The sequence below is a fragment of the Candidatus Mycobacterium wuenschmannii genome (assembly GCF_030252325.1).
Taxonomy (GTDB): domain Bacteria; phylum Actinomycetota; class Actinomycetes; order Mycobacteriales; family Mycobacteriaceae; genus Mycobacterium; species Mycobacterium wuenschmannii.
In genome coordinates this window covers 4,629,896-4,653,399 of record NZ_CP126981.1, presented here as the reverse complement: position 1 = coordinate 4,653,399, position 23,504 = coordinate 4,629,896, and the positions used below count along the sequence as shown (strand labels likewise).

Annotated in this window: 24 protein-coding genes; 7 read left to right on the top strand and 17 right to left on the bottom strand. The window is 68.4% G+C overall.

Going from position 1 to position 23,504, the window contains the following annotated elements:
• Positions 1–9: 9 nt before the first annotated feature.
• Genes rplW through rpsJ form a run of 4 tightly spaced genes read right to left on the bottom strand, consistent with a single transcriptional unit; the run spans position 10 to position 1,959 of the window.
• Positions 10–312: a 50S ribosomal protein L23 gene (gene rplW, locus PT015_RS22395; protein ID WP_240259943.1), complete on the bottom strand. Its 303-nt coding sequence runs from the start codon at positions 310–312 to the stop codon at positions 10–12.
• Complete coding sequence (gene rplD / locus PT015_RS22390; protein WP_285187314.1) at positions 312–986, bottom strand: 50S ribosomal protein L4; 675 nt, start codon at positions 984–986, stop codon at positions 312–314. Before rplD ends, rplW begins: the two co-directional genes overlap by 1 nt.
• Entirely contained in the window at positions 986–1,639 is a 654-nt protein-coding gene (gene rplC, locus PT015_RS22385) for a 50S ribosomal protein L3 (RefSeq protein ID WP_285187313.1), read from the bottom strand. Before rplC ends, rplD begins: the two co-directional genes overlap by 1 nt.
• 14 nt (positions 1,640–1,653) lie before the next feature.
• Complete coding sequence (gene rpsJ, locus PT015_RS22380; protein WP_003873519.1) at positions 1,654–1,959, bottom strand: 30S ribosomal protein S10; 306 nt, start codon at positions 1,957–1,959, stop codon at positions 1,654–1,656.
• 346 nt (positions 1,960–2,305) lie between these two features.
• Here rpsJ and PT015_RS22375 point away from each other — a divergent pair, with 346 nt between their 5' ends.
• Together PT015_RS22375 and PT015_RS22370 are read left to right on the top strand one after the other, a co-directional pair.
• Entirely contained in the window at positions 2,306–2,782 is a 477-nt protein-coding gene (locus tag PT015_RS22375; protein WP_285187268.1) for a hotdog fold domain-containing protein, read from the top strand.
• A 121-nt stretch (positions 2,783–2,903) separates the two neighbouring features.
• Entirely contained in the window at positions 2,904–6,533 is a 3,630-nt protein-coding gene (locus tag PT015_RS22370; RefSeq protein ID WP_285187267.1) for a PGRS repeat-containing protein, read from the top strand.
• Positions 6,534–6,536: 3 nt separating this feature from the next.
• Here the strand turns inward: PT015_RS22370 and PT015_RS22365 are convergent, their stop codons facing one another.
• Positions 6,537–6,890 (bottom strand): nuclear transport factor 2 family protein, encoded by a 354-nt coding sequence (locus tag PT015_RS22365; RefSeq protein ID WP_285187266.1) that lies wholly within the window; start codon positions 6,888–6,890, stop codon positions 6,537–6,539.
• Positions 6,887–8,518 (bottom strand): carboxylesterase/lipase family protein, encoded by a 1,632-nt coding sequence (locus PT015_RS22360; RefSeq protein WP_390887886.1) that lies wholly within the window; start codon positions 8,516–8,518, stop codon positions 6,887–6,889. The genes PT015_RS22365 and PT015_RS22360 overlap by 4 nt, the downstream gene beginning before the upstream one ends.
• A gap of 107 nt (positions 8,519–8,625) precedes the next feature.
• On the opposite strand from PT015_RS22360, the gene PT015_RS22355 reads away from it, so the two are divergent.
• The gene (locus PT015_RS22355) at positions 8,626–9,876 is read left to right on the top strand and encodes a cytochrome P450 (RefSeq protein ID WP_285187265.1); all 1,251 of its coding nucleotides are present in this window, start codon (positions 8,626–8,628) and stop codon (positions 9,874–9,876) included.
• Here PT015_RS22355 and PT015_RS22350 read toward each other — a convergent pair.
• The 8 genes from PT015_RS22350 to mftA all read right to left on the bottom strand — a co-directional run bounded on the left by PT015_RS22350 (position 9,842) and on the right by mftA (position 17,018).
• Entirely contained in the window at positions 9,842–10,405 is a 564-nt protein-coding gene (locus PT015_RS22350) for a TetR/AcrR family transcriptional regulator (RefSeq protein WP_285191237.1), read from the bottom strand. The two genes, PT015_RS22355 and PT015_RS22350, sit on opposite strands and share 35 nt — an antisense overlap.
• Positions 10,406–10,537: 132 nt before the next feature.
• Positions 10,538–11,977: a mycofactocin dehydrogenase MftG gene (mftG, locus tag PT015_RS22345; RefSeq protein WP_285191235.1), complete on the bottom strand. Its 1,440-nt coding sequence runs from the start codon at positions 11,975–11,977 to the stop codon at positions 10,538–10,540.
• A gap of 3 nt (positions 11,978–11,980) precedes the next feature.
• Complete coding sequence (gene mftF / locus PT015_RS22340; RefSeq protein WP_285187263.1) at positions 11,981–13,393, bottom strand: mycofactocin biosynthesis glycosyltransferase MftF; 1,413 nt, start codon at positions 13,391–13,393, stop codon at positions 11,981–11,983.
• Positions 13,390–14,133 carry a mycofactocin biosynthesis peptidyl-dipeptidase MftE gene (gene mftE, locus PT015_RS22335; RefSeq protein WP_285187261.1) on the bottom strand — a complete coding sequence of 248 codons (744 nt, stop codon included), beginning with the start codon at positions 14,131–14,133 and terminating at the stop codon, positions 13,390–13,392. Before mftE ends, mftF begins: the two co-directional genes overlap by 4 nt.
• A 128-nt stretch (positions 14,134–14,261) precedes the next feature.
• The gene (gene mftD, locus PT015_RS22330) at positions 14,262–15,440 is read right to left on the bottom strand and encodes a pre-mycofactocin synthase MftD (protein WP_285187259.1); all 1,179 of its coding nucleotides are present in this window, start codon (positions 15,438–15,440) and stop codon (positions 14,262–14,264) included.
• A gap of 2 nt (positions 15,441–15,442) precedes the next feature.
• Positions 15,443–16,618 (bottom strand): mycofactocin radical SAM maturase, encoded by a 1,176-nt coding sequence (mftC, locus tag PT015_RS22325; RefSeq protein WP_285187258.1) that lies wholly within the window; start codon positions 16,616–16,618, stop codon positions 15,443–15,445.
• Positions 16,615–16,938 carry a mycofactocin biosynthesis chaperone MftB gene (gene mftB / locus PT015_RS22320; RefSeq protein ID WP_285187256.1) on the bottom strand — a complete coding sequence of 108 codons (324 nt, stop codon included), beginning with the start codon at positions 16,936–16,938 and terminating at the stop codon, positions 16,615–16,617. Before mftB ends, mftC begins: the two co-directional genes overlap by 4 nt.
• Positions 16,923–17,018, bottom strand: coding sequence for a mycofactocin precursor MftA (mftA, locus tag PT015_RS22315; protein WP_285187254.1), 96 nt, complete (start codon positions 17,016–17,018; stop codon positions 16,923–16,925). The genes mftB and mftA overlap by 16 nt, the downstream gene beginning before the upstream one ends.
• Before the next feature lie 102 nt (positions 17,019–17,120).
• Between mftA and mftR the strand changes: the two genes are divergently transcribed.
• Entirely contained in the window at positions 17,121–17,714 is a 594-nt protein-coding gene (gene mftR, locus PT015_RS22310; RefSeq protein WP_285187253.1) for a mycofactocin system transcriptional regulator, read from the top strand.
• A 2-nt stretch (positions 17,715–17,716) separates the two neighbouring features.
• Complete coding sequence (locus PT015_RS22305) at positions 17,717–18,757, top strand: DUF2332 domain-containing protein (protein ID WP_285187252.1); 1,041 nt, start codon at positions 17,717–17,719, stop codon at positions 18,755–18,757.
• Here PT015_RS22305 and PT015_RS22300 read toward each other — a convergent pair whose 3' ends face one another.
• Both PT015_RS22300 and PT015_RS22295 read right to left on the bottom strand, forming a co-directional pair.
• On the bottom strand, positions 18,758–19,951 hold the full coding sequence (locus PT015_RS22300; protein WP_285187251.1) for an NAD(P)/FAD-dependent oxidoreductase: 1,194 nt from the start codon (positions 19,949–19,951) through the stop codon (positions 18,758–18,760). It abuts the gene before it with no gap.
• A gap of 37 nt (positions 19,952–19,988) precedes the next feature.
• Complete coding sequence (locus PT015_RS22295) at positions 19,989–20,441, bottom strand: Lrp/AsnC family transcriptional regulator (protein ID WP_285187250.1); 453 nt, start codon at positions 20,439–20,441, stop codon at positions 19,989–19,991.
• A gap of 113 nt (positions 20,442–20,554) precedes the next feature.
• Between PT015_RS22295 and ddaH the strand changes: the two genes are divergently transcribed.
• Together ddaH and rocD are read left to right on the top strand one after the other, a co-directional pair.
• The gene (gene ddaH / locus PT015_RS22290) at positions 20,555–21,406 is read left to right on the top strand and encodes a dimethylargininase (protein WP_285187249.1); all 852 of its coding nucleotides are present in this window, start codon (positions 20,555–20,557) and stop codon (positions 21,404–21,406) included.
• Between the two features lie 2 nt (positions 21,407–21,408).
• Positions 21,409–22,629, top strand: a complete 1,221-nt coding sequence (gene rocD / locus PT015_RS22285) for an ornithine--oxo-acid transaminase (protein ID WP_390888050.1) — start codon at positions 21,409–21,411, stop codon at positions 22,627–22,629.
• Here rocD and PT015_RS22280 read toward each other — a convergent pair.
• Entirely contained in the window at positions 22,626–23,444 is an 819-nt protein-coding gene (locus PT015_RS22280; RefSeq protein WP_285187247.1) for a mycofactocin-coupled SDR family oxidoreductase, read from the bottom strand. The genes rocD and PT015_RS22280 overlap by 4 nt on opposite strands.
• Positions 23,445–23,504: the final 60 nt, after the last annotated feature.

Below are 23,504 nucleotides of genomic sequence, written 5' to 3'. Positions count from 1 at the left end.
CGGCTATTCCTACGCCGTCGCGCCGAACAACTCGATCGGCTTGCTACCGGGCGCCAACGTCACGATGGCGCGCTTGGTGCTCTTGCGTTGTCCGAAACCACTGCGGGTGCGCTTGCGCTTGCCCTGGCGGTTCGCGGTGTTCACCGCGGCCACCTTGACCGAGAAGATCTTCTCGATCGCGATCTTGATCTGCGTCTTGTTCGAGTCCGGGTGGACCAGGAACGTGTAGACGTTGTCATCGATCAGGCCGTAGGACTTCTCTGAGATGACCGGGGCCAGGATGATGTCGCGGGGGTCAGTGACGGTCGCCATCAGGCCGAAACCTCCTCAGCGGTCTTGGAATTCGCGGCGATGAATGCGTTCAGTGCTTCCACCGAGAACACCACGTCGTCGGCGTGCAGCACGTCGTAGGTGTTCAGCTGGTCCGGCGCGATGATGTGCACACCGGGAAGGTTGCGCACGCTCTTCAGGCCGGCCTCGTCGCTGCGACCGATCACCACGAGCACCTGCTTGCGGTCGGTGATCGAGGCCAGAAAAGCCTTGGCGCTCTTGGTCGACGGGGTCTGACCCGTCACCAGCTCGGTGACCGCGTGGATGCGGCCGTTGCGGGCCCGGTCCGACAACGCGCCACGCAGTGCGGCGGCGATCATCTTCTTCGGGGTGCGCTGGCTGTAGTCGCGGGGCTGCGGGCCGTGCACGACACCACCACCGGTGAACTGCGGCGCACGCGTCGAACCCTGCCGTGCGCGACCAGTTCCCTTCTGCCGATAGGGCTTACGGCCACCACCGCTGACCTCGCCGCGAGTCTTGGTCGCGTGCGTACCCTGACGCTTCGCGGCGAGCTGCGCCGTGACGACCTGGTGCAGCAGTGCGATGTTCGCGGGCGCGTCGAACAGCTCGGCCGGCAGCTCCACGGAGCCATCGGTCTTACCGGCGGGCGTCCTGACGTCGATCTTGAGCGCCTTTGCGGCCTTCTCGGCTGCCATTACTTCTCACCTCGTTTGATCGCGCTGCGAACCACGACGAGTCCGCCGTTGCGGCCAGGTACGGCGCCCTTGATCAACAGCACGCCGTTTTCGGCATCGACCAAGTGCACCAACAGGTTCTGCGTCGTCACCCGGTCACTACCCATCCGGCCGGCCATCCGGGTGCCCTTGAAGACACGAGCCGGGGTGGCGCAACCACCGATGGATCCGGGCCGACGGTGCACCGCCTGCGCACCGTGGCTCGCGCCCTGACCCTTGAAGCCGTGACGCTTCATGGTTCCGGCGAAGCCCTTGCCCTTCGACGTGCCGGTCACATCGACATACGTTCCGGCAGCGAAGATTTCGGCCGTCAGCTCCTGGCCGACCTCGTAGTCGGCCGCGGCGGCTTCGTCGTCGAGACGGAACTCGGCCAGGTGCCGGCGCGGGTTGACCCCGGCGGCGGCGTACTGACCCGCCAGCGGCTTGTTGATCTTGCGGGGACTGATCTCGCCGTAGGCCAGCTGCACCGCGCTGTACCCGTCAACCTCCGGAGTACGGATGCGGGTCACCACGTTCGGCCCGGCCTTGACCACCGTCACGGGGACAACGCGGTTGTTCTCGTCGAACACCTGCGTCATGCCCAGCTTGGTGCCCAGAATGCCCTTTCTCGCCATTACTCGCAGCTCTCCTACTGGATGTTGACGTCGACGCTGGCAGGCAGATCGATGCGCATCAGCGCGTCAACGGTTTTCGGGGTCGGGTCAAGGATGTCGATCAGGCGCTTGTGAGTGCGCATCTCGAAGTGCTCCCGCGAATCTTTGTATTTGTGCGGTGAGCGAATAACGCAGTACACGTTCTTCTCTGTCGGCAGCGGCACTGGGCCAACCACACTGGCGCCCGTACGGACAACCGTCTCGACGATCTTGCGCGCCGAGGCGTCAATGGCCTCGTGGTCGTAGGCCTTGAGCCTGATGCGGATCTTCTGTCCCGCCACGCTTCCTCACTCTCCAGGTCGAGACCCGGTTTCCTGCCGGGCCCAATCGTTGGCACGATCAGGTGCTGGCCCGGTTGTTGCGCCGCTGTTTACCTGTCTTGGTCCACCGGCCCCCGCGGTCGGGTGTGTCGCCCTCGCGCAGCCTGGCTAGCGACCGAAATGGTCACGCTCCAGATTGGGACCGGATGCGTCCGTGTGGACGCTGGTCGTATGCCCGGCCAGGCGCTAACCCGGCTCAAGGCAACCCGAACAGTATGCCCTAGAACGCGGTACGGGCCAAATCTGTCCGGAGCCGCTCCCGCGACACCTGCCAGGCATTACTTACTCCAGAGTAAGGTGAGCCGCTATGACGAGCTCGACCAGCACCTATGCCGCTTGGCGGCAGCTGTCCGGCACCCCCGGCGGAAGTCGGTTGTTCTCGATCGCGGCGATGGCCCGGGTCCCATACTTCGCGTCGGTGCTGCCGCACGTGGTGCGGATGGAACCCGGCCTGGCCGAGGTGCGGGTGCCCAAATGGTTTTTCGTCTACAACCACCTGCACACCGTGCACGCTATCGCGTCGTGCAATGCGGCCGAGGTGGCGATGGGCATGTTGATGGAGGCGACGGTCCCCCGCAGCCACCGCTGGATACCGAAAGCGATGAACGTCCAGTACCTAGGGAAGGCCACGACGTCGCTGCTGGCCCGCGCCGAGTTGGACCTGCCGGACTTCACTCAGATCACCGACGGCATCGACATTGTCGTGCCGGTCAGCATCACCGATCGCAGCGGTGATGAGGTCGTGCATGCCGACATCACCACCTGGGTGACGCCGGCCGGCTGACTGCGGGCCAAATGCAAGGGATTTCCCTGTATCTCTGCGGTGTCCATCTGCCTAGCGTCTGACCTGAGCTTCCTGTGATTTACAGGAGAAAAGCCTCAGAGGACGCTGATAGGGGTTGGTCATGGCCGATGGTCGCGGATGGTTCATGAAGTCACAAGCGCGGAGGGGTCGCCTGATCGGCTGGAGCACCAGCGCCGGAGCTGTGGTGGCGTTCGGATTGTCGCCGCTGGCCAGCGCACCGCCGGCACATGCGGACGGGCTGGACGCGATCATCGATCCGATCATTAACTCGCTGGCCAGCCTCGACCCGGTGCTGGGTGCGGACTGGACCAGTTGGGTGGCCAATCTCGATTCGGCGTTGGACGCGGCGTTCGCAGTCGATCCGTCCAGCGCAGCGGCGACGACCGGCGACTTCGCCCAGATGTATGCCCAGTTCATCTACGAACCCATCCACACCTTCGACCAGCAATGGATCGACGGCACCTCCTTCTTCGGCCCGGGCACCGTCGCCTTCAACGACAACCTCAACACCCTGTTCGGCCAGTTCCTGATCGGCAACGGCACCGACGGCATCGAAGGCGCCCCCGACGGCACCGCCGGTGGTCTCTGGTTCGGCGACGGCGGCGACGGCTGGAGCAGCACCCTGACCGGAGTCGACGGCGGGGACGGCGGGACCGCTTATTTCGGTGACGGCGGGATCGGCGGCATGGGCGGCCTGGGCGCCGACGGCGGCGATGGCGGCGACACCGCCTTCGGCTTCGGCGGCATCGGTGGCATGGGCGGCATCGGCACGTTCGCCGACGACGGAACCGGCCTCGGCGGAGACGGCGGCGACGGCGGCAATGTCACCGGCTTCCTGTTCGGCATCGGCGGCCAAGGTGGGGCCGGCGGCACTGGCTCGACCGGTGACACCGGCACCCTTGGCGACTTCACGAACACCGGCATTGGCGGACTCGGCGGCAACGGCGGCATCGGCGGAATCGGTGGGGACGGCGGATCTAGCGCGGCGCTCTACGGCGACGGCGGACTTGGCGGGGCTGGCGGCGACGGCGGCGACGGTGGTACCGGCGGCACCGGGGCGACCGGCGACTTCGCCGCCTTCGCGTCGAACGGCCACGGTGGCGACGGCGGCATCGGGGGTAACGGCGGGAATGCCGGAATCGGCGGCGACGGCGGCAAGAGCGGCTACTTCGGCGTCGGCGGCAACGGTGGCGTCGGCGGTACCGGCGGGGACATCGGCGACGGCGGCAATGGCGGCACGGGCGCCCTCGGCAATCCGGACGCCGTCTCGTTCGGCGGTACCGGCCAAGCCGCCGGCGACGGCGGCACCGGTGGTATCGGCGGCATGTCCGGAACCACTGCGGGAGCCGGCGCCGACGGTGGTGCGGCGGGCGCGGCCGGCAGTACATCCGCCACGTCCGGCACCGCCGGATTGGCCGGCGCACAGGGTGATTTCGGCAGCGGTGGAAACGGTGGCGACGGCGGCAACGGCGCGAGCGTCGGTACTGGAGCCACCGGCGGCCTAGGCGGTGACGGCGGCGCGGGCGGTCTCGGAACTGCCACCGGAGTCGGCCACGGCGGAGGCGGGGGCGGTGGCGGCGGTGGCGCAGTGGTCCTGGGATCCGATGACGGCACCGCCAGCGGCACAGCGGCCGGCGGTGCGGGTGGGGTCGGCGGCGCGGGCACTGGCGGGCTCGACGGAAGCGCCGGCGGCAACGGCGGCGTCGGCGGGTCGGCGCTACTGGAGAGCGACGGCACCGGCAGTGCAGCGACCGGCACGGCGACAGGCGGCGCTGGCGGCGATGGCTCCGGCGGTGGAGGTACCGGCGGTGACGGCGGGATTGGCGCGGTTCTCGCGACCAGCGGCGGCCAGGCTGACGGCGATGCCACTGGCGGTGACGGCGGCGACGCGGCCGGCCTCGGTGGCACCGGCGGCAATGGTGGGATCGGCGGGGTCACCGGCTCCAATGGATACTCCGGTATCGGAACCGCTACCGGAGGGGACGGCGGCGCGGGTGCCGATGGCGGCATTGGCGGCACGGGCGGCCAAGGCGCGGTTCAGGCCGAGGGCGGCAACGCCGCGGGAACCGCCAACGGCGGGGCCGGCGGCACTGGCAGTGGAGCAGGTGCGACGGGCGGATCCGGTGGAGAAGCGCAGATTCACAGCTTTACTGGTACCGCGGGTGATGAGGCAAGCGTTGCTACTGGTGGCGCCGGTGGCGACGGCACCGATGGCGGCACCGGCGGCGCGGGTGGCATCGGCGAAGTCCAGAGCAATTCGTCGGGGACCGCCAGCGGGATCGCCACCGGCGGGGACGGCGGGTCAGGCGGCGCCGGGGCGACCGGCGGCAACGGCGGCATCGGCGCAGTCCAGGGCTTTGGAGGCACTGCAACTGGTAGCGCCACCGGTGGCGATGGCGCCGCAGGGACCACCGGCGGCACCGGCGGTCACGGCGGTAACGGCTCCATCGGGAGCAATGGCGGCATCGCCGGGGGTACGGCCTTCGGTGGCGACGGCGCCGCGGGCAGTGACGGCGGCCAGGGCGGCGACGGCGGTGCGGGCGGAATCATCACCACTGGAGCGGGAGAGGCCAGCGGCTCCGCCACCGGCGGGGACGGCGGAACCGGCGGCGGCAGCGGCAGCGTGGGTGGCGATGGCGGACGCGGTCAGGTCCAGGCCGTGGTCGCAGGTAGCACCAGCGGCGGTACCGCCCTCGGCGGCGTCGGCGGCGCGGCTAGCGACGCGGGTCAGGGCGGCGACGGTGGCAACGGCGTAATCAACGTCATGAGTGGCGGCACCATAACTGGCGGCAGCGCCACGGGGGGCGACGGCGGCGCGGGCACTGATAGCGGGACCGGCGGAGCGGGCGGGCTCGGCAGCATCCAAACCACTAACGCCGGCACGATCACTGGTGGCACCGCGCTTGGTGGTGATGGCGGCGCGGGTACCGGAGGTCAAGGCGGCGGGGGTGGCATCGGCCTGGTCGACACCGACAACGGAGGCACCATTGTCGGCGGCACCGCCACCGGCGGGGACGGCGGCGCAGGTCTCACGGGAGGCACCGGTGGCGACGGCGGTCGAGGCGGAGTCGAAGTCACCAGCACCCTCTCCACGACCGGCACGATCGACGGTCTGAACCACACCGCTTTCGGGACCGGCGGCGACGGCGGAACCGGGAGCGACGGCGGGGTCGGCGGCGACGGCGGTATCGGAGCGGTCGTTGTGGGAGGACCCTCGGGATCAAGCTTCGGTGAAGCAACCGGAGGTGCAGGCGGCGATGCCACCGGCGTGGGCAGTACCGGCGGTGCGGGCGGCGCCACCTACATCGAAAGCGGCGCTTCCACCGATCCGTTCGGCAACTTGGCGGGTGGATCCGGCGGAACGGCGAGCGGCGTCACCATCGGCGGCGCGGGTGGTGACGCCACCGACGGCGGCGCCGGTGGGCACGGCGGCGGCTCGATCATCTCCGCCGGTGGCACCAATGCGGTGGCAAGCGGCACCGCAACCGGCGGCGCGGGCGGTTCTGGCGCAGACGGCGGCCACGGCGGCACCGGCGCGCTTGGCCGGGTCGCGGCGATCAACGCGAACAGCTCCGCCACCAACGACAGCGCAACGGGTGGCAGCGGCGGCAGTGGAACTGGCGTCGGTCAGACCGGCGGCAACGGCACCGCGGGCACCGTGGTCATCAGCGGCGGGAATACGGGCACCGGCCTGACTGCGGTCGGTCCGAACGGCGCCAACCACCCGTAGGCGTCAGACCAGATACGTCCCGTGACCGCGGCGCACCAGGGCGCCGTCGAACTCGAGCACCTCGTTGACCAGACCGCCCTTCTGGTTGCGGTAGTGGATCACGAGCGTCGACACACCGCGGTACACGCCGACGATGTCGAAGTGCAGGTCGGGCACGGCTTCCATTGCGGCGCACCAGTATTCGCGCAGCGCCGCCTTGCCGTACACCACTCCCCCGGAGCCGGGCGCCACGTCGGCCGCGATCGGCGAGGTGAACACGACGTCGTCGTGGAAGTGCGCAAGCACGGCGTCGACGTCGCGCCGGTTCCAGGCCGCGGCCCACTCGTCGGCGAAGCCGGCGGGCTCGGGTGTGCTCACTGCTTACCTTTCAACGTCGACCAGAACGGGCACTGGTGTTGCTCCCCGAAGTCTGTGCTGACCTGACTTCCACCGGGCCGCAACGACATCCAGACATCGTGCTCGGGGTTGCCGTCCTGGGCGGGCCAGTCGGGGAGGCCGGCAGCCTTCGGCGAGCCGTTGGTGACGAAGTGGCTCCAGTAGCTCATCATCTGGTCGGACAGCACCTGCTGCGCGGGATCGAGCGGCGGCGCGCCGCCCATGCTGAACAGATAACGCAACTCCAGCGAATGGCTGGCGCCGACGGGAAACGGTGCGTGCCTGAGGAAGTCGGGTTCTGGCGCGTGTGGGTCGTCGAACTCGTAGGCGTAGACGGGAGCATTGCGACTCAGTGAATCGGCCAATCTGTCTGCCACACAAGAGAACACACCGTCGGTGGCAGCGGCCGAGTAGGCCAGCGAGACGTCGCCGCCGTAGCGATCAGGCGAGTAGTGCGCCAGCACCGGAGCGCCGTCGGCGCCGAAGATGTCGTCGAGAACCCGCGGGTACTCGCCGGGACTGACACCCCGATGGAGCTTCGCGGCCCGCAGCGCCGCGAACAGGGTGAACTCGTCGTGGTTGACACCCATCAACACCGGAACGCGGGCGGCTCGGCCGGCGGCGAACCCCGCCACCGGGTTGTCCGGCAGCGCCGGCGTCCCGGTCACCGGGCCGGACAACGCATCGGAGTCGCCGAGAAAGTAGTACCAGGGCGGTCTTTCGAGCCGAGTCGCTGGCAGCGCGCGCAGGCAGCGCGCGGTGGTCGCCGGATTGCGGCAGCCGGCGGCGATCGCGTAGTCGAGGCTCTGCTTCTGACCGAACTCCACCTCGGCCTGCGCCTGACACGGCGCGCTCTGGATGATGGCCGCGCGGAACAGGCCGGCCGAACCCGGCGCAATCAGGTGGTCGCACACCGACATTCCGCCCGCAGACTCGCCGGCGATGGTGACCTTCTTCGGGTCGCCGCCGAACGCGGCGATGTTGTCGCGGACCCAGCGCAGCGCGGCCTGCTGGTCGGCCAGTCCGTAGTTGCCGACGGTGCCGGGCGGGCCGAGCGACGGGTGCGCCAGGAAGCCCAGCGCGCCGAGCCGGTAGTTGATTGTGACGACGATGACGTGGCCCTTGGCCGCGAGCCAACGCGAGTGATAGATGTCGCCGCTGCCCTGGACGAAGCCCCCGCCGTGGATCCAGACCATCACCGGGCGCTTCTCGCCGTGCTGGCTGCGCGGCGGAGTCCAGACGTTGAGTGTCAGGCAGTTCTCGCTGGTCGGCTTGCCCACCCCCGGCTTGAGACCGGTGTCCTGCATGCATTGCGGCCCGGCCTTGGTGGCATCCAACATGCCCGACCACCGGGCCGCCGGCCGCGGCGCCTGCCAGCGCAGCGGCCCGACCGGGGGCTCGGCGTACGGAATGCTTTGGAACACACGGTAATCCGATGCGACCTGACCGCGGATCGATCCCATTGCGGTACTCACCACGCCGGCATCCAGCGGTCCGGCGTAGGCCGGTTCGGCCTTGCGGGGCTTGACCACCGCTTCCTGGCCGCATGCCGCAACCAGCAGGGCCGCCATCACCACGATGGCCCTGCTGCGGAGCGATCTTGCCGACACGAAACGACAGCCTACGGATTCCCGGAAAGCGGTTATCAAACAATCGGCGATCACAGAGACTATGTCTGACACGTGTCAAAAACCGGACCCGGCAGGTGAGAGGGCAGATGAGCGCACCCATCAAGGACAAGGCCGCAGAAGTTTTCGCTGATCCGACGTCGTACGCCGACGAATCCCGGCTGCACACGGCGCTGGCCCACCTGCGCGCGCACGCGCCGGTGTCGCTGGTCGACCGCGCGCCATACCGCCCGTTCTGGGCCATCACCAAGCACGCCGACATCATGGAGATCGAGCGGGCCAACGATCTATTCATCAACGAGCCCCGGCCCCTGCTGGCCGCCGCCGAGGCCGACGATAAGGCGCGCGAACTCCAGGAAACCGGCATCGGCTTGCGCACCCTGATCCACATGGACGATCCGCAGCACCGCGTCGTGCGCGCCATCGGCGCGGACTGGTTCCGCCCCAAGGCAATGCGGGCGCTCAAGGTCAGGGTCGACGAGCTGGCCAAGATCTACGTCGACAAGATGATGGCCGCCGGCGGCGAATGTGACTTCGTTCAAGAGGTCGCGGTGAACTATCCGCTCTACGTGATCATGTCGTTGCTCGGTCTGCCGGAGTCCGACTTCCCCCGGATGCTGTCCCTGACGCAGGAGCTGTTCGGCGGTGACGACGACGAGTTCAAGCGCGGCGCGACGATCGAGGAACAGCTCCAAGTGCTACTGGACTTCTTCGGCTACTTCACCGCGCTCACCGCGTCCCGGCGCGAGCACCCGACCGACGACCTGACCTCGGCGATCGCCAACGCCCGCGTGGACGGCGAACCGCTGTCCGACATGGACACCGCCTCCTACTACGTGATCATCGCCACCGCCGGTCACGACACCACCAGCGCGACGATCGCCGGCGGCCTGCAGGCGTTGATCGACAACCCTGACCAACGAAATCGGTTGCGCGACAACCTCGATCTAATGCCCCTGGCCACCGAGGAGATGATCCGCTGGGTGACGCCGGTCAAGGAATTCATGCGGACCGCCACCGTCGACACCACGATCCGCGGCGTGCCGATCGCCGCGGGCGAATCCGTATACCTGTCCTACGTCTCCGGCAACCGCGACGAGGAGATCTTCGACGATCCGTTCCGCTTCGACGTGGGGCGCGACCCGAACAAGCACCTGGCGTTCGGCTACGGCGTGCACTTCTGCCTGGGCGCCGCGCTGGCCCGGATGGAAGTGAACAGCTTCTTCACCGAATTACTACCGCGACTGAAATCGATTGAGCTGAACGGTGATCCGGAGTTGATCTCGACGACGTTCGTCGGCGGGCTCAAGCACCTGCCGATTCGTTACGAGCTTTCGTGACCGCTTCGTTCTGGGCGCGTTGCACATGCAGGAAGCCGTCGACGGCGGCCTGCGCGCAGTCACGGTAGTCGAAGTCGGGCAGGGTCGACAGCCGGCCCAGCACCGCCGGGCCGATCAGCAGCGCGATCGCCCGGGTGCGGTCGATGTCGCCGAGTTCGGCGGCGGCGGGGCTGTCGAAGATGGCGTCAAATGGGGCCGCGTACTGCTGGGCGATGCGCTGACGCAGGGTGCTGATCGCGGGGCTGTCGGCGGTCCGGCTGTGATCCGATTCCGGCAGGTGCTCCAGGTCGCGCCCCAGCGCCAGCCAGCTCATCGCCATCACCATGCTCGGCCGCTCGGCGATCGACTTGCCGAAGTCCAGGACGACCGCGATCAACCGATCGCGCAGGGTGCCCTCGTCCGACGGTGTCGGCGCGGGAGGTATCAAGCCGCTGAAAGCCGCTGCGAGCAAGTCATTTCCGCTCGGGAAGTGGCGGTAGAGGGTGGCGCGGGCGACGTTGGCGCCCCGCGTCACGGCGTCCACGGTCACCGCGCTCGGGCCACCGGTGCGCAGCAGGGCGGTGGCGGCCTCCAACAGGCGGGCGCGAGAACGCGCTGGGCGCGGGTCGACTTTATCGGCGATCTGGACCACCTCCTGACCTAGACAGCGTAACTTCCGACGTCACACCACGAATTCCGCGGCCCGATGCCCCAGCATCGCTATGGTGGCGTGCGGCCCGCGACTGGTGATCGTGGGCAGCACCGACCCGTCGATCACCCACAACCCGTCGACGCCGTGCACGCGGCACCGGGGGTCGACCACGGCCGTCGGGTCCCCGGCAGGGCCCATCGGGGCGGTGCCACACAGATGTTGCGATGTCGACCAGGCCGGTTCACCGACTTCGGTTGTCGGCGCGACGATTTCGCGCGCCAGGTCGCAACCCGACTGCAGCGCGGCGACGTCGGCCGGCTCACTGTCGTAACGGTGCTCGATGGCCGGTGGCACCAGCGGGTCGGCTGACACCAGCGCGACACGCCCCCGGGACCGCGGCCGCATCAGCGCGACCCCGACGTGTGGCCAGTCGGGATGGCCCGGCGTGCCGTCGCCGACCATCGCCACGAAGCCGCCGGTGTACGGCCGGATCTCGATGTCGTCGGGCGTGCTCAGCACGACCTCCAGCACCGGGCGCCCGGTGGCAACCAACCAGGTGGTCGGCAACACCCATTCGGGGTGATCGCTGCAGGCCGTTCCCACCGGCAGCGGGGCCAGCACGTCGACGCCGGCGGCCCGCAGCATCGTTTCCTCGCCGATCCCGGACAGCATCAGCAGGTGGGCGGATTCTATTGCCCCGGAGCACAATACGACCCGGTCAGCGGTCACGGTGATCGGACCGCCCGGGCCGAGCGCGTCAACCCCGGTAACGCGGCCGTGCGACATGCGGAGGCGAAGGGCACGGGTCTGGGTCAACAACGAGAGGTTGGCACGGGTCAGCGCGGGCAGCAGGTACGCCGCCCCGGGCCCCATCCGCACCCCATCGACGATGTTGAGTGGCACGGCACCGACGCCGGCGGGCAGGGTGTCGCCGACGTCGTTGAGGTCGGGTAGCCACCCGAACCCGTTCCGCTGGGCCGCTTCGACGAAAACCGCTGTGCTGCCGGTGATTTGCGATGTGCGCTGGACGCGGATCGGCCCCGAGGTGCCGTGCGCGGGCCCGTCGAAGTCCAGATCGGTCTCGATCGCACGAAAGTGTTCGACGACGTCGGCCCAGGCCCAGCCTGGCAGGCCGAGCTCGTCGAAGTCGCGGCGCAGGCCCCGGCAGAAGTAGCCGCCGTTGACGGCGCCCGAACCGCCGACCGTGGCCCCCCGCACGATCGCCGCCCGGCGGTCGGGCCGGCCGGTGAGCCGGGTCTGGTAGCGCTGCACCAACGGGCTGGCCGCGCCGATCGGCAGCCGGACGCCGTTGTCGGTCTCGGCGCGCAGCACCGGGTCGGCCAGGCCGAGGCCGGCTTCCAGCACCGTCACCAGGCAATTCGGGTCGGCCGAAAGGCGATCTGCGACAATGGATCCAGCACTTCCAGCGCCGATGATCAGCACGTCGCTGTGTAGCGTCGCTTCGGTCAGGAGTCAGATCCGAATCTGCGGCTTGAGCGGGCCCACATTGCGCTCGCGCAGCACGCCGTACCACAGGCCGAGGCCGTAGGCCAGGTCGTCGAGGCGCTTGAGCAGCAGGTATGTCAGCAGGCCGATCGGCTGAGCGTCGTCGTCGGCGGCTTGGCGGCGACTCGCCCAGTCCACCACCCCGTCGACGACGGCGGCGACCAGGACGACCCGGCGGCACGGGCGGAACAGCATCGCCGCCAGCAGCGCGACCGGCCAGTAGTGCCGACAGATCGCCGACGCCAACTGCAAGGCCGCCGACCACAAGCTGCGCGATGCCACGGTGACGACGTCCCAGATCTGAGTCTCGGTGCCCTGCATGCTTTTCGCGACCCGGCGCCCGGTGAGGCCCGCGACAAGCAGGGAAGCCAGGTAACCGAAGCTGGAGCCGAGCGCCATCAGGATCCACGCCGTCAGCGCCCATCCCGAGATCATCAGCGGCGCGATCTTGTCCGGGTGACGAACCGAGAGCGGAGCGGCCGAACCACCGTAAAACGCTTTGCGCGCAACCCAATCGCGCAATTCGGTCCGATGGTCATGTGCCACTTGGGCAATCGGCTCGTAGCGCAGCCGGGCACCGGCTTCGACCAGCCGCCAGCACAGGTCGACATCCTCACCAGAACGCAGGCTCTCGTCGAAGCCGTCGATATCCCGCAAAGCCGAAGTGCGGCAAATGATTGCGGCGCTCGGCACGTAGGAGACGCTGGTGTAGGGAATCACCGGAGCTTCCCGTTGACCCAGGTCGAGCGACGAACGCACCGCCTCGTAGCGGGCGACCAGGTGATCGGTCTGGGCGAGGCCGACGATGCGCGGGGCGACCAGGGCCACGGTCGGGTCGCAGAAATGCCCGAGCAGCGCCTCGAGCCAACCGCGGCGCGGAACGACGTCGGAGTCGAGAAACGCCACGTAGCCCGTCTTGCAGGCCGTGAGTCCGGTGTTGCGGGCCGCGGCCGGGCCCCTGCTCTGCGCGTGCCGCAGGACCTCGATGTCGCTGTGCAACCCGGCGAAGTCTTCCGGCCGGATCGGCGTCGACGACCCGTCGTCCACGATCACGATGTGCAGACCCCGTAGCGAGGCGACCAGGCGCTGCAGTCCATATACGTTGTCGCGCACCGGAATAATGACGGTGACGTCGCGGTGTGACGGGCCACCCGCGGGCCGCGGGTGCGCCACGGTGGCGTCGAGCAACGTGCGGGCCAGTTCAGCGCTCACCGCGTCGCGGACCTTGAGCCGGCCGTCGGCGAGCATGTCCTGGGCGGCGGGCGCCAGCCGCAGGATGCGGGTGGGCGATCCGCCCAGCAAAGCCGAGCCCTGTCCGAGCACCCTGACCCGGCGGTCGACCTGCACAGCAAACCCATCCGGTAACCGCGTTTGGGTCATGCGAGCGTCCCGTCGGCGGCCGGTGCCCAGCGCTGGACACGCCGCAGGCAGTCCTGGACCATCTCGGCCAGCATCCGCTCACCCTCGGCGGCGGTGGCGGTCGTCGGGTCGCCCAGGACGCCGACGTCGCTGACGGCGGCCACTCCGCCGCTGCGCATCGCCGGCAGCAGCTCCGACAACGGCGCCCTGTTGCCCACCTGCCAGCTCTCCGCGCGGACCTCACTGGGCGAAATATGCAGCAATACGGAAGTTTCGGCGTGTCCGGCGTGTGCGTCACCGCCGGCGATCACGCACGGACACCACGCCGCGTCGCGGCCCTCGCGGCGCAACAGCGCAACGGCCCGGCCGAGTGCAGCGATGTTGCCGCCGTGGCCGTTGACGAACAGCAGGCGCTGGGCCCAGCAGGTCGCCGACCTGCCGTACTCGACCAGCAGGGTCGCCAGCGCGTCGGTGCCAATGGAGATCGTTCCTGGGAAGCTCTGGTGCTCGCCGCTGGCACCGTACGCGATGGCCGGCGCCGCCAGCCACGTCAGATCCGGGTCGTCGGCCAAACCGGCGGTGACCGCGCCTGCGACCGCCGTCGCGATTCGGGTGTCGGTGTCCAGAGGCAGGTGCGGCCCGTGCTGCTCGGTGGAGCCAACGGGAATTGCCAGCCCTACCGGCATGCTTCGCAGTTGGCTCGACGTAGAGCCCCCGAGATCGGGCTGGACCACCACCCGGTGATGGTAAGACGAATTCACCTGTCGTGCACTGGTTGTTGGCGCTATCGAAAAATTTTTTCGAGCAGGGCGTTCACTAAAAACGGCCACCGCCGCCACGTCAGCCACGTCCGCACCAACATACCCGCTGGTCTCGCGTTCGACGGGTGCTAGCTCGCCCCGAGAGTACGGGTGAAGCCGTCCGGCACCAGGACGTCGTCGCGGTTGAGGTCGTGCACCGATGCGCGGCCGAGGCCCATCAAGGCCGAGTCGATTCCGCTGTGCATGATGTCGAGCACGTTCTCCACCCCGGGCTGCCCGGCCGCGGCGAGGCCCCACAGATATGCGCGGCCGATCATCACGGCGCGGGCGCCCAGTGCCAGCGCCTTCACGACATCGCTGCCACGCCGGATACCGCCGTCCAGCAAAACCTCGACCTGGTCGCCGACCGCGTCCGCGACGGCGGGCAGCGCCCGAATTGACGCCGGCGTTCCATCCAGGTTGTTGCCGCCGTGATTGGACACCGAGATTGCCGAAACGCCCGCGTCCACAGCCCTTTTCGCGTCATCGAGGCGCATGACGCCCTTCAGCATGAACGGGCCGCCCCACAGCTCGCGCAGCCAGGCGATGTCCGCCCAGGTCGGCGGTGGCGTCGTCATCCACTCGCCGTACGCCGCGAAGAACGGTGGGCCGGGCTCGCCGCGAGCCGCCAGGTTGGGCACCCGCAGGTCCGGGGGCCGCAGCGTCTTGCCGAATCGCCACAGCCAGCCGGGCCGGGTGATGACCTCGGGTGACATCCGCAACATGGTGCGCAGGTTCATCTGCTCCGGGATCTTCGGGCTGCCCCAATCGCGGCCGTGCGAGAAGGACCAGTCGGTGGTCACGATCAATCCGACCGCACCGGCCGCGCGGGCACGCTCGACGCGCTGCGCGATCACGTCGCGCCCGCCAGACCAGTAGACCTGGAAGAACAGCTTCGGGTTGGCGGCGATCACGTCCTCGATCGGCTTGCTGGCGAATGACGACAGTCCCATGGCGGTTCCGCGGGCCGCGGCGGCGCGTGCGACGGCTACCTCGCCGTCCGGGTCGACGGCCTGGACGCCGGTCGGCGAGATCAGCACCGGCAGCGAGATCTCTTGTCCCATAACGGTTGTCGAGAGGTCACGCTTCTCGAGCGCACCGACCACATGCGGCGCGAAGCCGAGCTCGCCGAACGACTCGACGTTGTCGGCGACCGTCAACCCCTTTTCGCTGGCGGCCACCAGCGCGGAGTACGACGACTTCGGCAGCCGCTTCTTCGCGCGTTGCTGCGCGATCGCGACCGTCTCGAACCAGACGTCACGGGCCACGACTAGACCGGGCTCTCGTTGCACAGCCGCTGCGGCGGCATGCTCAGGGTCAGCGGCACCGGACCGCTCTTGCGCTTGCCGGTGCGCGAGTGGTCGCCGGCCGGACGCGGCTTGTCGCGCTCCTGCGCCAGGGCCGGGACGCCGTAGCCCTCGACGCACTCCGGATCGGGACCGTCGAGCGGTAGGCCGGTGAAGAACTTGGCCGCCATGCAGCCACCCCGGCAGCTGTCGTAGTGCCCGCAACTGCCGCAGGCGCCCGCGGACTGCGGCTCGCGCAGCTCGCGGAACAGCGGGGCGTCCTTCCAGACCTTGTCAAAACCGCCGTCCGACACCGTATTTCCGGCCAGGAAGCGGTCGTGAATTGCGAACGGGCAGGCGTAGACATCGCCGATCGGGTCGATCAGGCACACCACCCGCCCTGCCCCGCACATGTTCAGCCCGGCCAACGCTCCGGGTTCGCCCAGACCGGACAGGTGGAAGAACGAGTCGCCGGTGAGCACCCCGTCGCCCCTGGCCACCAGCCAGTCGTACAGCTGGACCTGCTGGGCGGGAGTCGGGTGCAGCTCGTCCCACACGTCGGCACCGCGACCCGAGGGCCGCAACCTGGTGATGCGCAGGGTGGCGCCGTATCGGCTTGCCAGCGAAGCGAATTCGTCGAGTTGGTCGACGTTGTGGCGGGTCACCACCACCGAGATCTTGGCGTCCTTGAAACCCGCGGCCGCGAGGTTCTCCAGCGCCCGCACGGCCATCGCGAAGGAACCCTCGCCTCGGACGGCATCGTTGACCTCGGCAGTGGCGCCGTCCAGCGAGATCTGCACGTCGACGTAATCGCTGGCGGCCAGGCGGGCGGCCACCTCGGGGGTGATGCGCACGCCGTTGGTGGAGAACTTGACGCCGACGTGGTGCGCCGTCGCGTAGTCGACCAGCTCCCAAAAGTCCGGCCGCACAGTCGGTTCGCCGCCACCGATGTTCACATAGAACACCTGCATGCGTTCCAGCTCGTCGATGATGTCCTTGCACTGCTGCGTGGACAGCTCGCGCGGGTCGCGCTTGCCCGACGACGACAGGCAGTGCACGCAGGCCAGGTTGCAGGCGTAGGTCAGCTCCCAGGTGAGGCAGATGGGCGCGTCCAAGCCGTGCTCGAACTGCTCGATCAGGCGTGGCACCGTCGAGGTCATGAGCGCTCCTCCTCCGCCGGCACCAGCATGTGGGAACCGGCAAGCACGCCGAGCGCGTGCACGTAGGGGTGTTGTTGGGAATCCTCGACGCCGGCCGCACGGAGTGCGGCCCGGACGTCGGGATGATCGGCCAACGATTGCACCACCGCCAGGATGGTGCGGTTCTTCAGGAACGACAGTTTGCGAGTTCCGAAGTGATACAACAGCGCACCGAAAGATTCGGGGCGCACGGCCACCTGCGGATGCAGGCGCCACGGGAGATCGAGATCGAACTCGAGTCGCCCCTGCGCGGGGGCGCTCACGGTCAGTAGACCCCGCACATCCCGTCGATGGAAACCTCTTCGACCAGGGTCTCGGTAACGAGCTCGGTCTCGGCGTCGGTCTGCTGGTTCGGCTCCATGACGTTGCCTTTCGGTGTGGCGGGGCTCGACAAGTCGCGTCGATGTGGTCAGAATCTCAGTCAGAATATGGCATCGAGTGCCGGAATGGAAGGGTGGGGTCGATGGCGCAGCAGCAGCCGCGGGTCGGCCGACGCCGAGCCACCACTCCGCAACACATCTCGGACGTGGCCATCGGGCTGTTCAGTGAGCGCGGGTTCGCGGAGGTCAGCGTCGACGACGTCGCCCGCGCTGCCGGCATCGCACGCCGGAGCCTGTTCCGCTACTACGCGTCGAAGAACGCGATCCCCTGGGGCGACTTCGACGCTCACCTGCAGCACCTGAGCGAACTGCTGGACGGCGTCGACCCGGACATGCCGCTCGGTGACGCTTTACGGTCTGCGCTGTTGTCGTTCAACACTTTTGACGATTCCGAGACGGCCCGGCACCGGCAGCGGATGCGGGTCATCCTGCAAACGCCTGAGCTGCAAGCGTATTCGATGACGATGTACGCCGGATGGCGCGAAGTGATCGCGGGGTTCGTCGCGCGCCGGTCCGCCGGCAAGACCGCTGACCTGCGGCCGCAGACCGTCGCGTGGATGATGCTCGGCGTCGCGCTGAGCGCCTATGAGTACTGGCTGGATGACGAATCGGTCTCGTTACCGCAAGCATTGGGCGATGCCTTTGACGTGGTGCGCGCCGGGCTGAAGGATCTATAGACATGAGCCGGCTACTGCAGACCATTGAGGTGCAGGGTCAGGTCTGCGCGGGCATGGGCTCGACGATGTACGGCGAGCTCTTGCCGCTGATCGCCGCCGACGTCGAGGCCGGCGGCATTTTCGCGGAGATCTTCGCCGGTCACGAAAACGATTCTGGCCGTATGGCTTTGCCGTTGCGTCTGCTCGGGGGCCTACACCGGCTCGCTCTCGACGGGCAGGCTCCGACCTTGCGCCGCTGGTATCCCAGCGCGGGCGGCAGCTGGAACGCGGGGGCCGCATGGCCCGCCATCGCGCAGGCCGCCGGACAGCACGCCGATTACCTACGCCGCGCCCTCGACCAGCCACCGCAGACCAACGAGGTCGGCCGCTCGGCCGCGCTGATCGGTGGCCTGCTGGTGCTGGCCGACCGATTCCGGTTACCGGTAAGGCTTTTCGAGATCGGCTGCAGCGCCGGGCTCAATCTGCGTGCCGACCATTACCGGTACACCTACCCGGGCGGCGGCTGGGGCCCGGTCGACTCACCGGTGTCCATCGACGACGCGTGGCAGGGCGAGCTGCTACCCGCCGCGGACCTCGAGATCGTCGAGCGGCACGGCTACGACATCGCACCCCTGGACGCGGCCGGCACCGACGGCGAGTTGACGCTGCTGAGCTACGTCTGGCCCGACCAGCAGGCCAGGCTGGACCGGTTGCGCGGCGCGATCAGCGTGGCCCGCCGGGTGCCGGCGACATTGCACCGACGCAACGCCACCGAAGCGGTGGCGGGCCTCGAACTCGCCGGCGGCACACTCACCGTGCTGTGGCATTCGATTATGTGGCAATATCTTTCGCTTCCCGAGCAGTCGACCATCGAGGCCGCCATCGACAAGATCGGGGCGCGGGCCGGACCCGACTCACCATTCGCCCACCTGACGCTCGAACCGCACCGGCGCACCCCCGACAGCGAGATCGAGTTCGTGGTCCGGGTACGCAGCTGGCCCGGCGGCGACAGCCGACTGCTGGCCGCATGCTCACCGCACGGCCCGCCGGTGGTCTGGGAGTAGCTAGGCCTTGGGCTCCAGGACCTCGGAAATCGGCACGGCCCCAGCGATTTTGGCGCGCGACTTCATCACCTTGCCGGGCATGCCGCCGCCGACGACACCGGCCACCGCGCCGTCGCGCTCGTAGTAGGCGAGAAATTTGCGACCGTCGTCCTCGACGACATGCACGATGTCGGTGGCGACCGGTTCACCCAGGCACTGGATCTTGACGTCGTACTGGTCGCTCCAGAAATACGGGACGACGACGTTGGTCGGGGCGTCCTGGCCGAGCATAGCGGGCACCACGGCGCGTGCCTGGTCGGCGACGTTGCTCCAATGTTCCACGCGCACTTGGTGTCCCCGCGGGTCACGCCAGGACGCGACGTCGCCCAGCGCCCACACGTTGGGCGCGCTGGTCCGGCCCGCGGCGTCACAGATGACGCCGTTGTCGACATGGATGCCGCTGCCCTCCAGCCAGTCGGTCGCCGGCCGCGAGCCGATGCCCACCACGACAAGGTCGGCGTTCACCTCGGTGCCGTCGGTCAACTCCACGGTCTCGACGTGCTTGTCGCCGCGCACGTCGGCCACCCCGACGTCGGTGCGCACGTCGACGCCCTCGTCGCGGTGCAACCGGGCCACCAGGCCGCCGATCTGCGCACCGAGTACCGAGGCCAGGGGCGCTGGTTGCGGCTCCACCAGCACCACCTCGACGCCGAGGCCGCGCAGGCTCGCCGCCACCTCACACCCGATGAAGCCGGCCCCGATCACCACCGCACGGTGCGCCTCCGAGGCATGCTTGCGTAGCGCCAGGCTCTCGTCGAACGTGCGCAGCACCCGGATGCCCTCGAGGTCCGGAAACGCCGGAATGCGCCGTGGCACCAGGCCTGTCGCGATCACCAGCTCGTCGTAGCTCAGCGTCGAACCGTCGTCGAGTGACACCGTCTGCGCATCGATGTCGATTCCGGTGGCCGCGGATCCGAGTCGCAGAGTGATGTTCTGCTCGTCGTAGAACTCCCGGGGCTTGAGCGTGACGTCATCGACCTCGCTGCGCAGCACCTCCTTGGACAGCGGCGGGCGGTCGTACGGCAGGTGGACCTCGTCGCTGACGATGGTGATCGCACCCTCGAAGTTCGCCCGGCGCAACTGCTCGGCGGTCCGGGTCGCGGCGAGTCCCCCGCCGACGATCAGAATTCCGTTGTCGCCAGAGCTAGTGGTCATTTGGAGTTCATACACGATTGCAGCGGCCGATGGTCGCTCACCCCTGCGCGCGTGAGCGGTCGATCAGGTTCGACAGCACGACAATGCTTTCGCTTCGCTCGATGTCGGCGCTGGTGCGGATTCGCTCCAGGGCATCCTCCAGATGTTGCATGTCGCGGGCCAGGACCCGCAAGAGCGCGTCGGCGGTGCCGGTTACCGTTGCGGCGCTGACGACTTCGGGAATGTCGACCCATGCTCGCCGCAGCTGATCCGGCGATATCCGCCCGTGGCAGAAGACTTGCACATACGCCTCGGTGTTCCACCCGACGGCGTTGCGGTCGATGACGGTGGTGAACCCACGGATCACCCCGCTGTCGAGCATCCGGTCGACCCGCCGTTTGACCGCCGGGGCCGAGAGCCGCACCCGCTCACCGATCTCGGCGAACGTGGCACGGGCATGCTGCGCGAGTTCGGCCAGAATCTGCTCGTCGATGCCGTCCAACCGGTCCACAGGCCCTCCTGCCACAACAGACCGTTATATTAAGGCACTTGACGCAATAAATCGTGTCTGTAGACGCAATAACCATCGATGCATTGCACCGTGGACTCCCCTACCGTTGATTTATGACTATCTTCGCGGAGTCCGAGACCGTTGTCCGCCACGACACCGTCGAACGCCAGGCCAGCTTGCGGCACTACGTGATGACGCCGCCGCGGCATTTCGCGGTCGACTACGCGATAAATCCCTGGATGGACACCACCGTGCCGGTCGACGCGGCGGTCGCCGTCGAGCAGTGGCAGCAGCTGCGCGATCTCTACCTGCAGCTGGGACACAGCGTCGACATGGTCGACCCTGTCCCCGGCCTTCCCGACATGGTGTATTCCGCCAACGGCGGGTTGATCATCGACGGCACCGCGCTGGTAGCGCGTTTCAAACACGTTCAGCGTCAACAGGAGTCGGTCGCGTACGGGGCATGGCTGCAGTCGCGGGGTTTCACGCCCGTCTATGCGCAGCACGTGAACGAGGGGCAGGGCGACCTGCTTCCGGTCGGGGACATCATCCTGGCCGGCCACGGCTTTCGCACCAGCCTGCGGGCGCACAGCGAGGTGGCCGGCATCTTCGACCGGCGGGTGGTCAGCCTCGAGTTGGTGGATCCGCGCTTCTACCACCTCGACACCGCGCTGACCGTGCTCGACGACACGACGATCGCGTTCTACCCGCCGGCGTTCTCCTACGTCTCGCGCGCGCACCTCGAGACGCTGTTTCCCGACGCGATCGCGGTGGACAGCGCCGACGCCTACGCGTTCGGCCTCAACGCCGTGTCCGATGGCCGCCGGGTCGTACTGCCTGCCGCGGCGACCGGCTTTGCCGCGCAGTTGACCGATGCCGGCTTCGAGCCGATCGGTGTCGAGTTGCCCGAATTGCTCAAGGGCGGTGGATCGGTGAAATGCTGCACGCTTGAGGTGTATTCGTGACGCTGCTGGACATCGGCCATGGGGCGCTCACTGAGTCGGCGATCGGGATCGACGAGCGTTACACCGCCCACAACTACTCGCCGCTGCCGGTGGTGGCCGCCAGTGCCGAGGGTTGCTGGATCACCGATGTCGAGGGGCGCAGCTACCTGGATTGCCTGGCCGCATACTCGGCGGTCAACTTCGGGCACCGCAATCCGGAGATCACCGCCGCCGCACACGCGCAACTGGACGTCGTCACACTGGTCAGCCGCGCCTTTCACACCGAGGCCCTCGGCCCGTTCTGCGCGGCGTTGGCGACGTTGTGCGGCAAGGACATGGTGCTGCCGATGAACAGCGGCGCCGAGGCGGTCGAGAGCGCGCTCAAGGTGGCGCGCAAGTGGGGTGTCGAGGTCAGGGGCGTGCCCGCCGACCTCGCCAATGTCGTGGTTGCCGACAACAACTTTCACGGCCGGACGATCAGCATCGTCAGCTTCTCCTCAGACCCGGCGGCACGCGCGGGCTTCGGGCCTTTCACCCCGGGCTTTCGATCGGTCCCGTTCGGGGACAGCGCCGCACTGGCTGACGCGATCGACGAGAACACCGTCGCCGTACTGCTGGAACCGATTCAGGGTGAGGCCGGGGTGATCGTGCCACCGGAGCACTACCTGCCCGTAGTCCGCGAAATATGCTCAGCCCGAGGCGTTCTCATGATCGTCGACGAGATCCAGTCGGGCCTGGCCCGCACCGGCCGCACGTTCGCGTGCGACCACTGGGATGTCGTACCGGATGTCTACCTGCTGGGCAAGGCGCTGGGCGGCGGGGTGGTCCCACTGTCCGCCGTGGTGGCCGACCGCGACGTCCTGGGGGTGTTGCATCCCGGCGAGCATGGCTCGACGTTCGGCGGCAACCCGTTCGCCGCGGCGATCGGCCGGACCGTGGTGTCGATACTGGCTCGCGGCGAATTCCAGGAGCGCGCAACCCGACTGGGCGAACGGCTGCATTGGCGCCTGCGGAAGCTGGTCGGTCACGGCGTGCTCGCGGTGCGCGGACGCGGGCTGTGGGCGGGCGTCGACATCGATCCGGCGCTGGGCACCGGCAAGCAGGTCAGCCTACGCCTGGCCGAGCGCGGCGTCCTGGTCAAGGACACCCACGGGTCGACGATCCGGATGGCACCGCCGCTGGTGATCAGCATGAGCGAAATCGACTGGGCTGTCGATCGATTGGCCGAGACGCTGGCGGGTTAGTACTTCAGCACACCCTTGTCGACCGGAATCTGCGCGCCGGTCAGCGTGCCGGAGCCGTCGCTGACCAACCATGCCACCACATCGGATACTTCGTCGGCGCCCATGAAACCACTGGGCTGCAACGGCATTGGCCCGAAGCTGTGGATGAAGTGCGGGTGTTTGCCGAAGATCTGCATCATCAGCTCGGGCTCGATCATCGGCGTCTCCACCGAGTAGGGGTGGATGGAGTTGACCCGGATGTTGTATTCGCCCAACTCGATTGCCAGCGTGTTGGTCAGCCCGGTGAGCCCGTGCTTGGACGCGGCGTAGTGCCCGTTGCCCGGAGTTGCCTTGACCCCGGCCGACGAGCTGACCACGACGATGGCCCCACCGTTGCCGGCCTCGATCATCGCCGGCACCACCGCACGCACGGTCTGGAAGGTGCCGGTGAGGTTGACGCTGATGACGCTGTCCCACTGCTCGTCGGTGAGCTCCCAGACCCGTCCCCAGCTGAGCACACCGGCGTTGGCGATCAGGATGTCGAGGCGGCCGAACGATTCGACGGCGTCGGCGACCAGCTGGCGCAACGCGGCGTTGTCGCGGGTGTCGACCTGGCGGGCGATGATCTTGCGCCCTTCGGCCTCCACCGCCCGGACCGTCTCGGCCAGATCGTCGGGAGTCGCCGCGGGGTAGGTGATGCTGTCGGACACCGGCGCGCAGATGTCCGAGGCGATGATGTCCGCGCCCTCGCGGGCCAACCGGATCGCGTGCGCGCGACCCTGGCCGCGCGCCGCACCGGTGATGAACGCGACCCGCCCCTGAAGTGTTTTGGACACGCGTGCCCCTTTCGCCGACTGCCGATCAGGCTAGCAGCGAAACTGAAACGTGTTCTAATC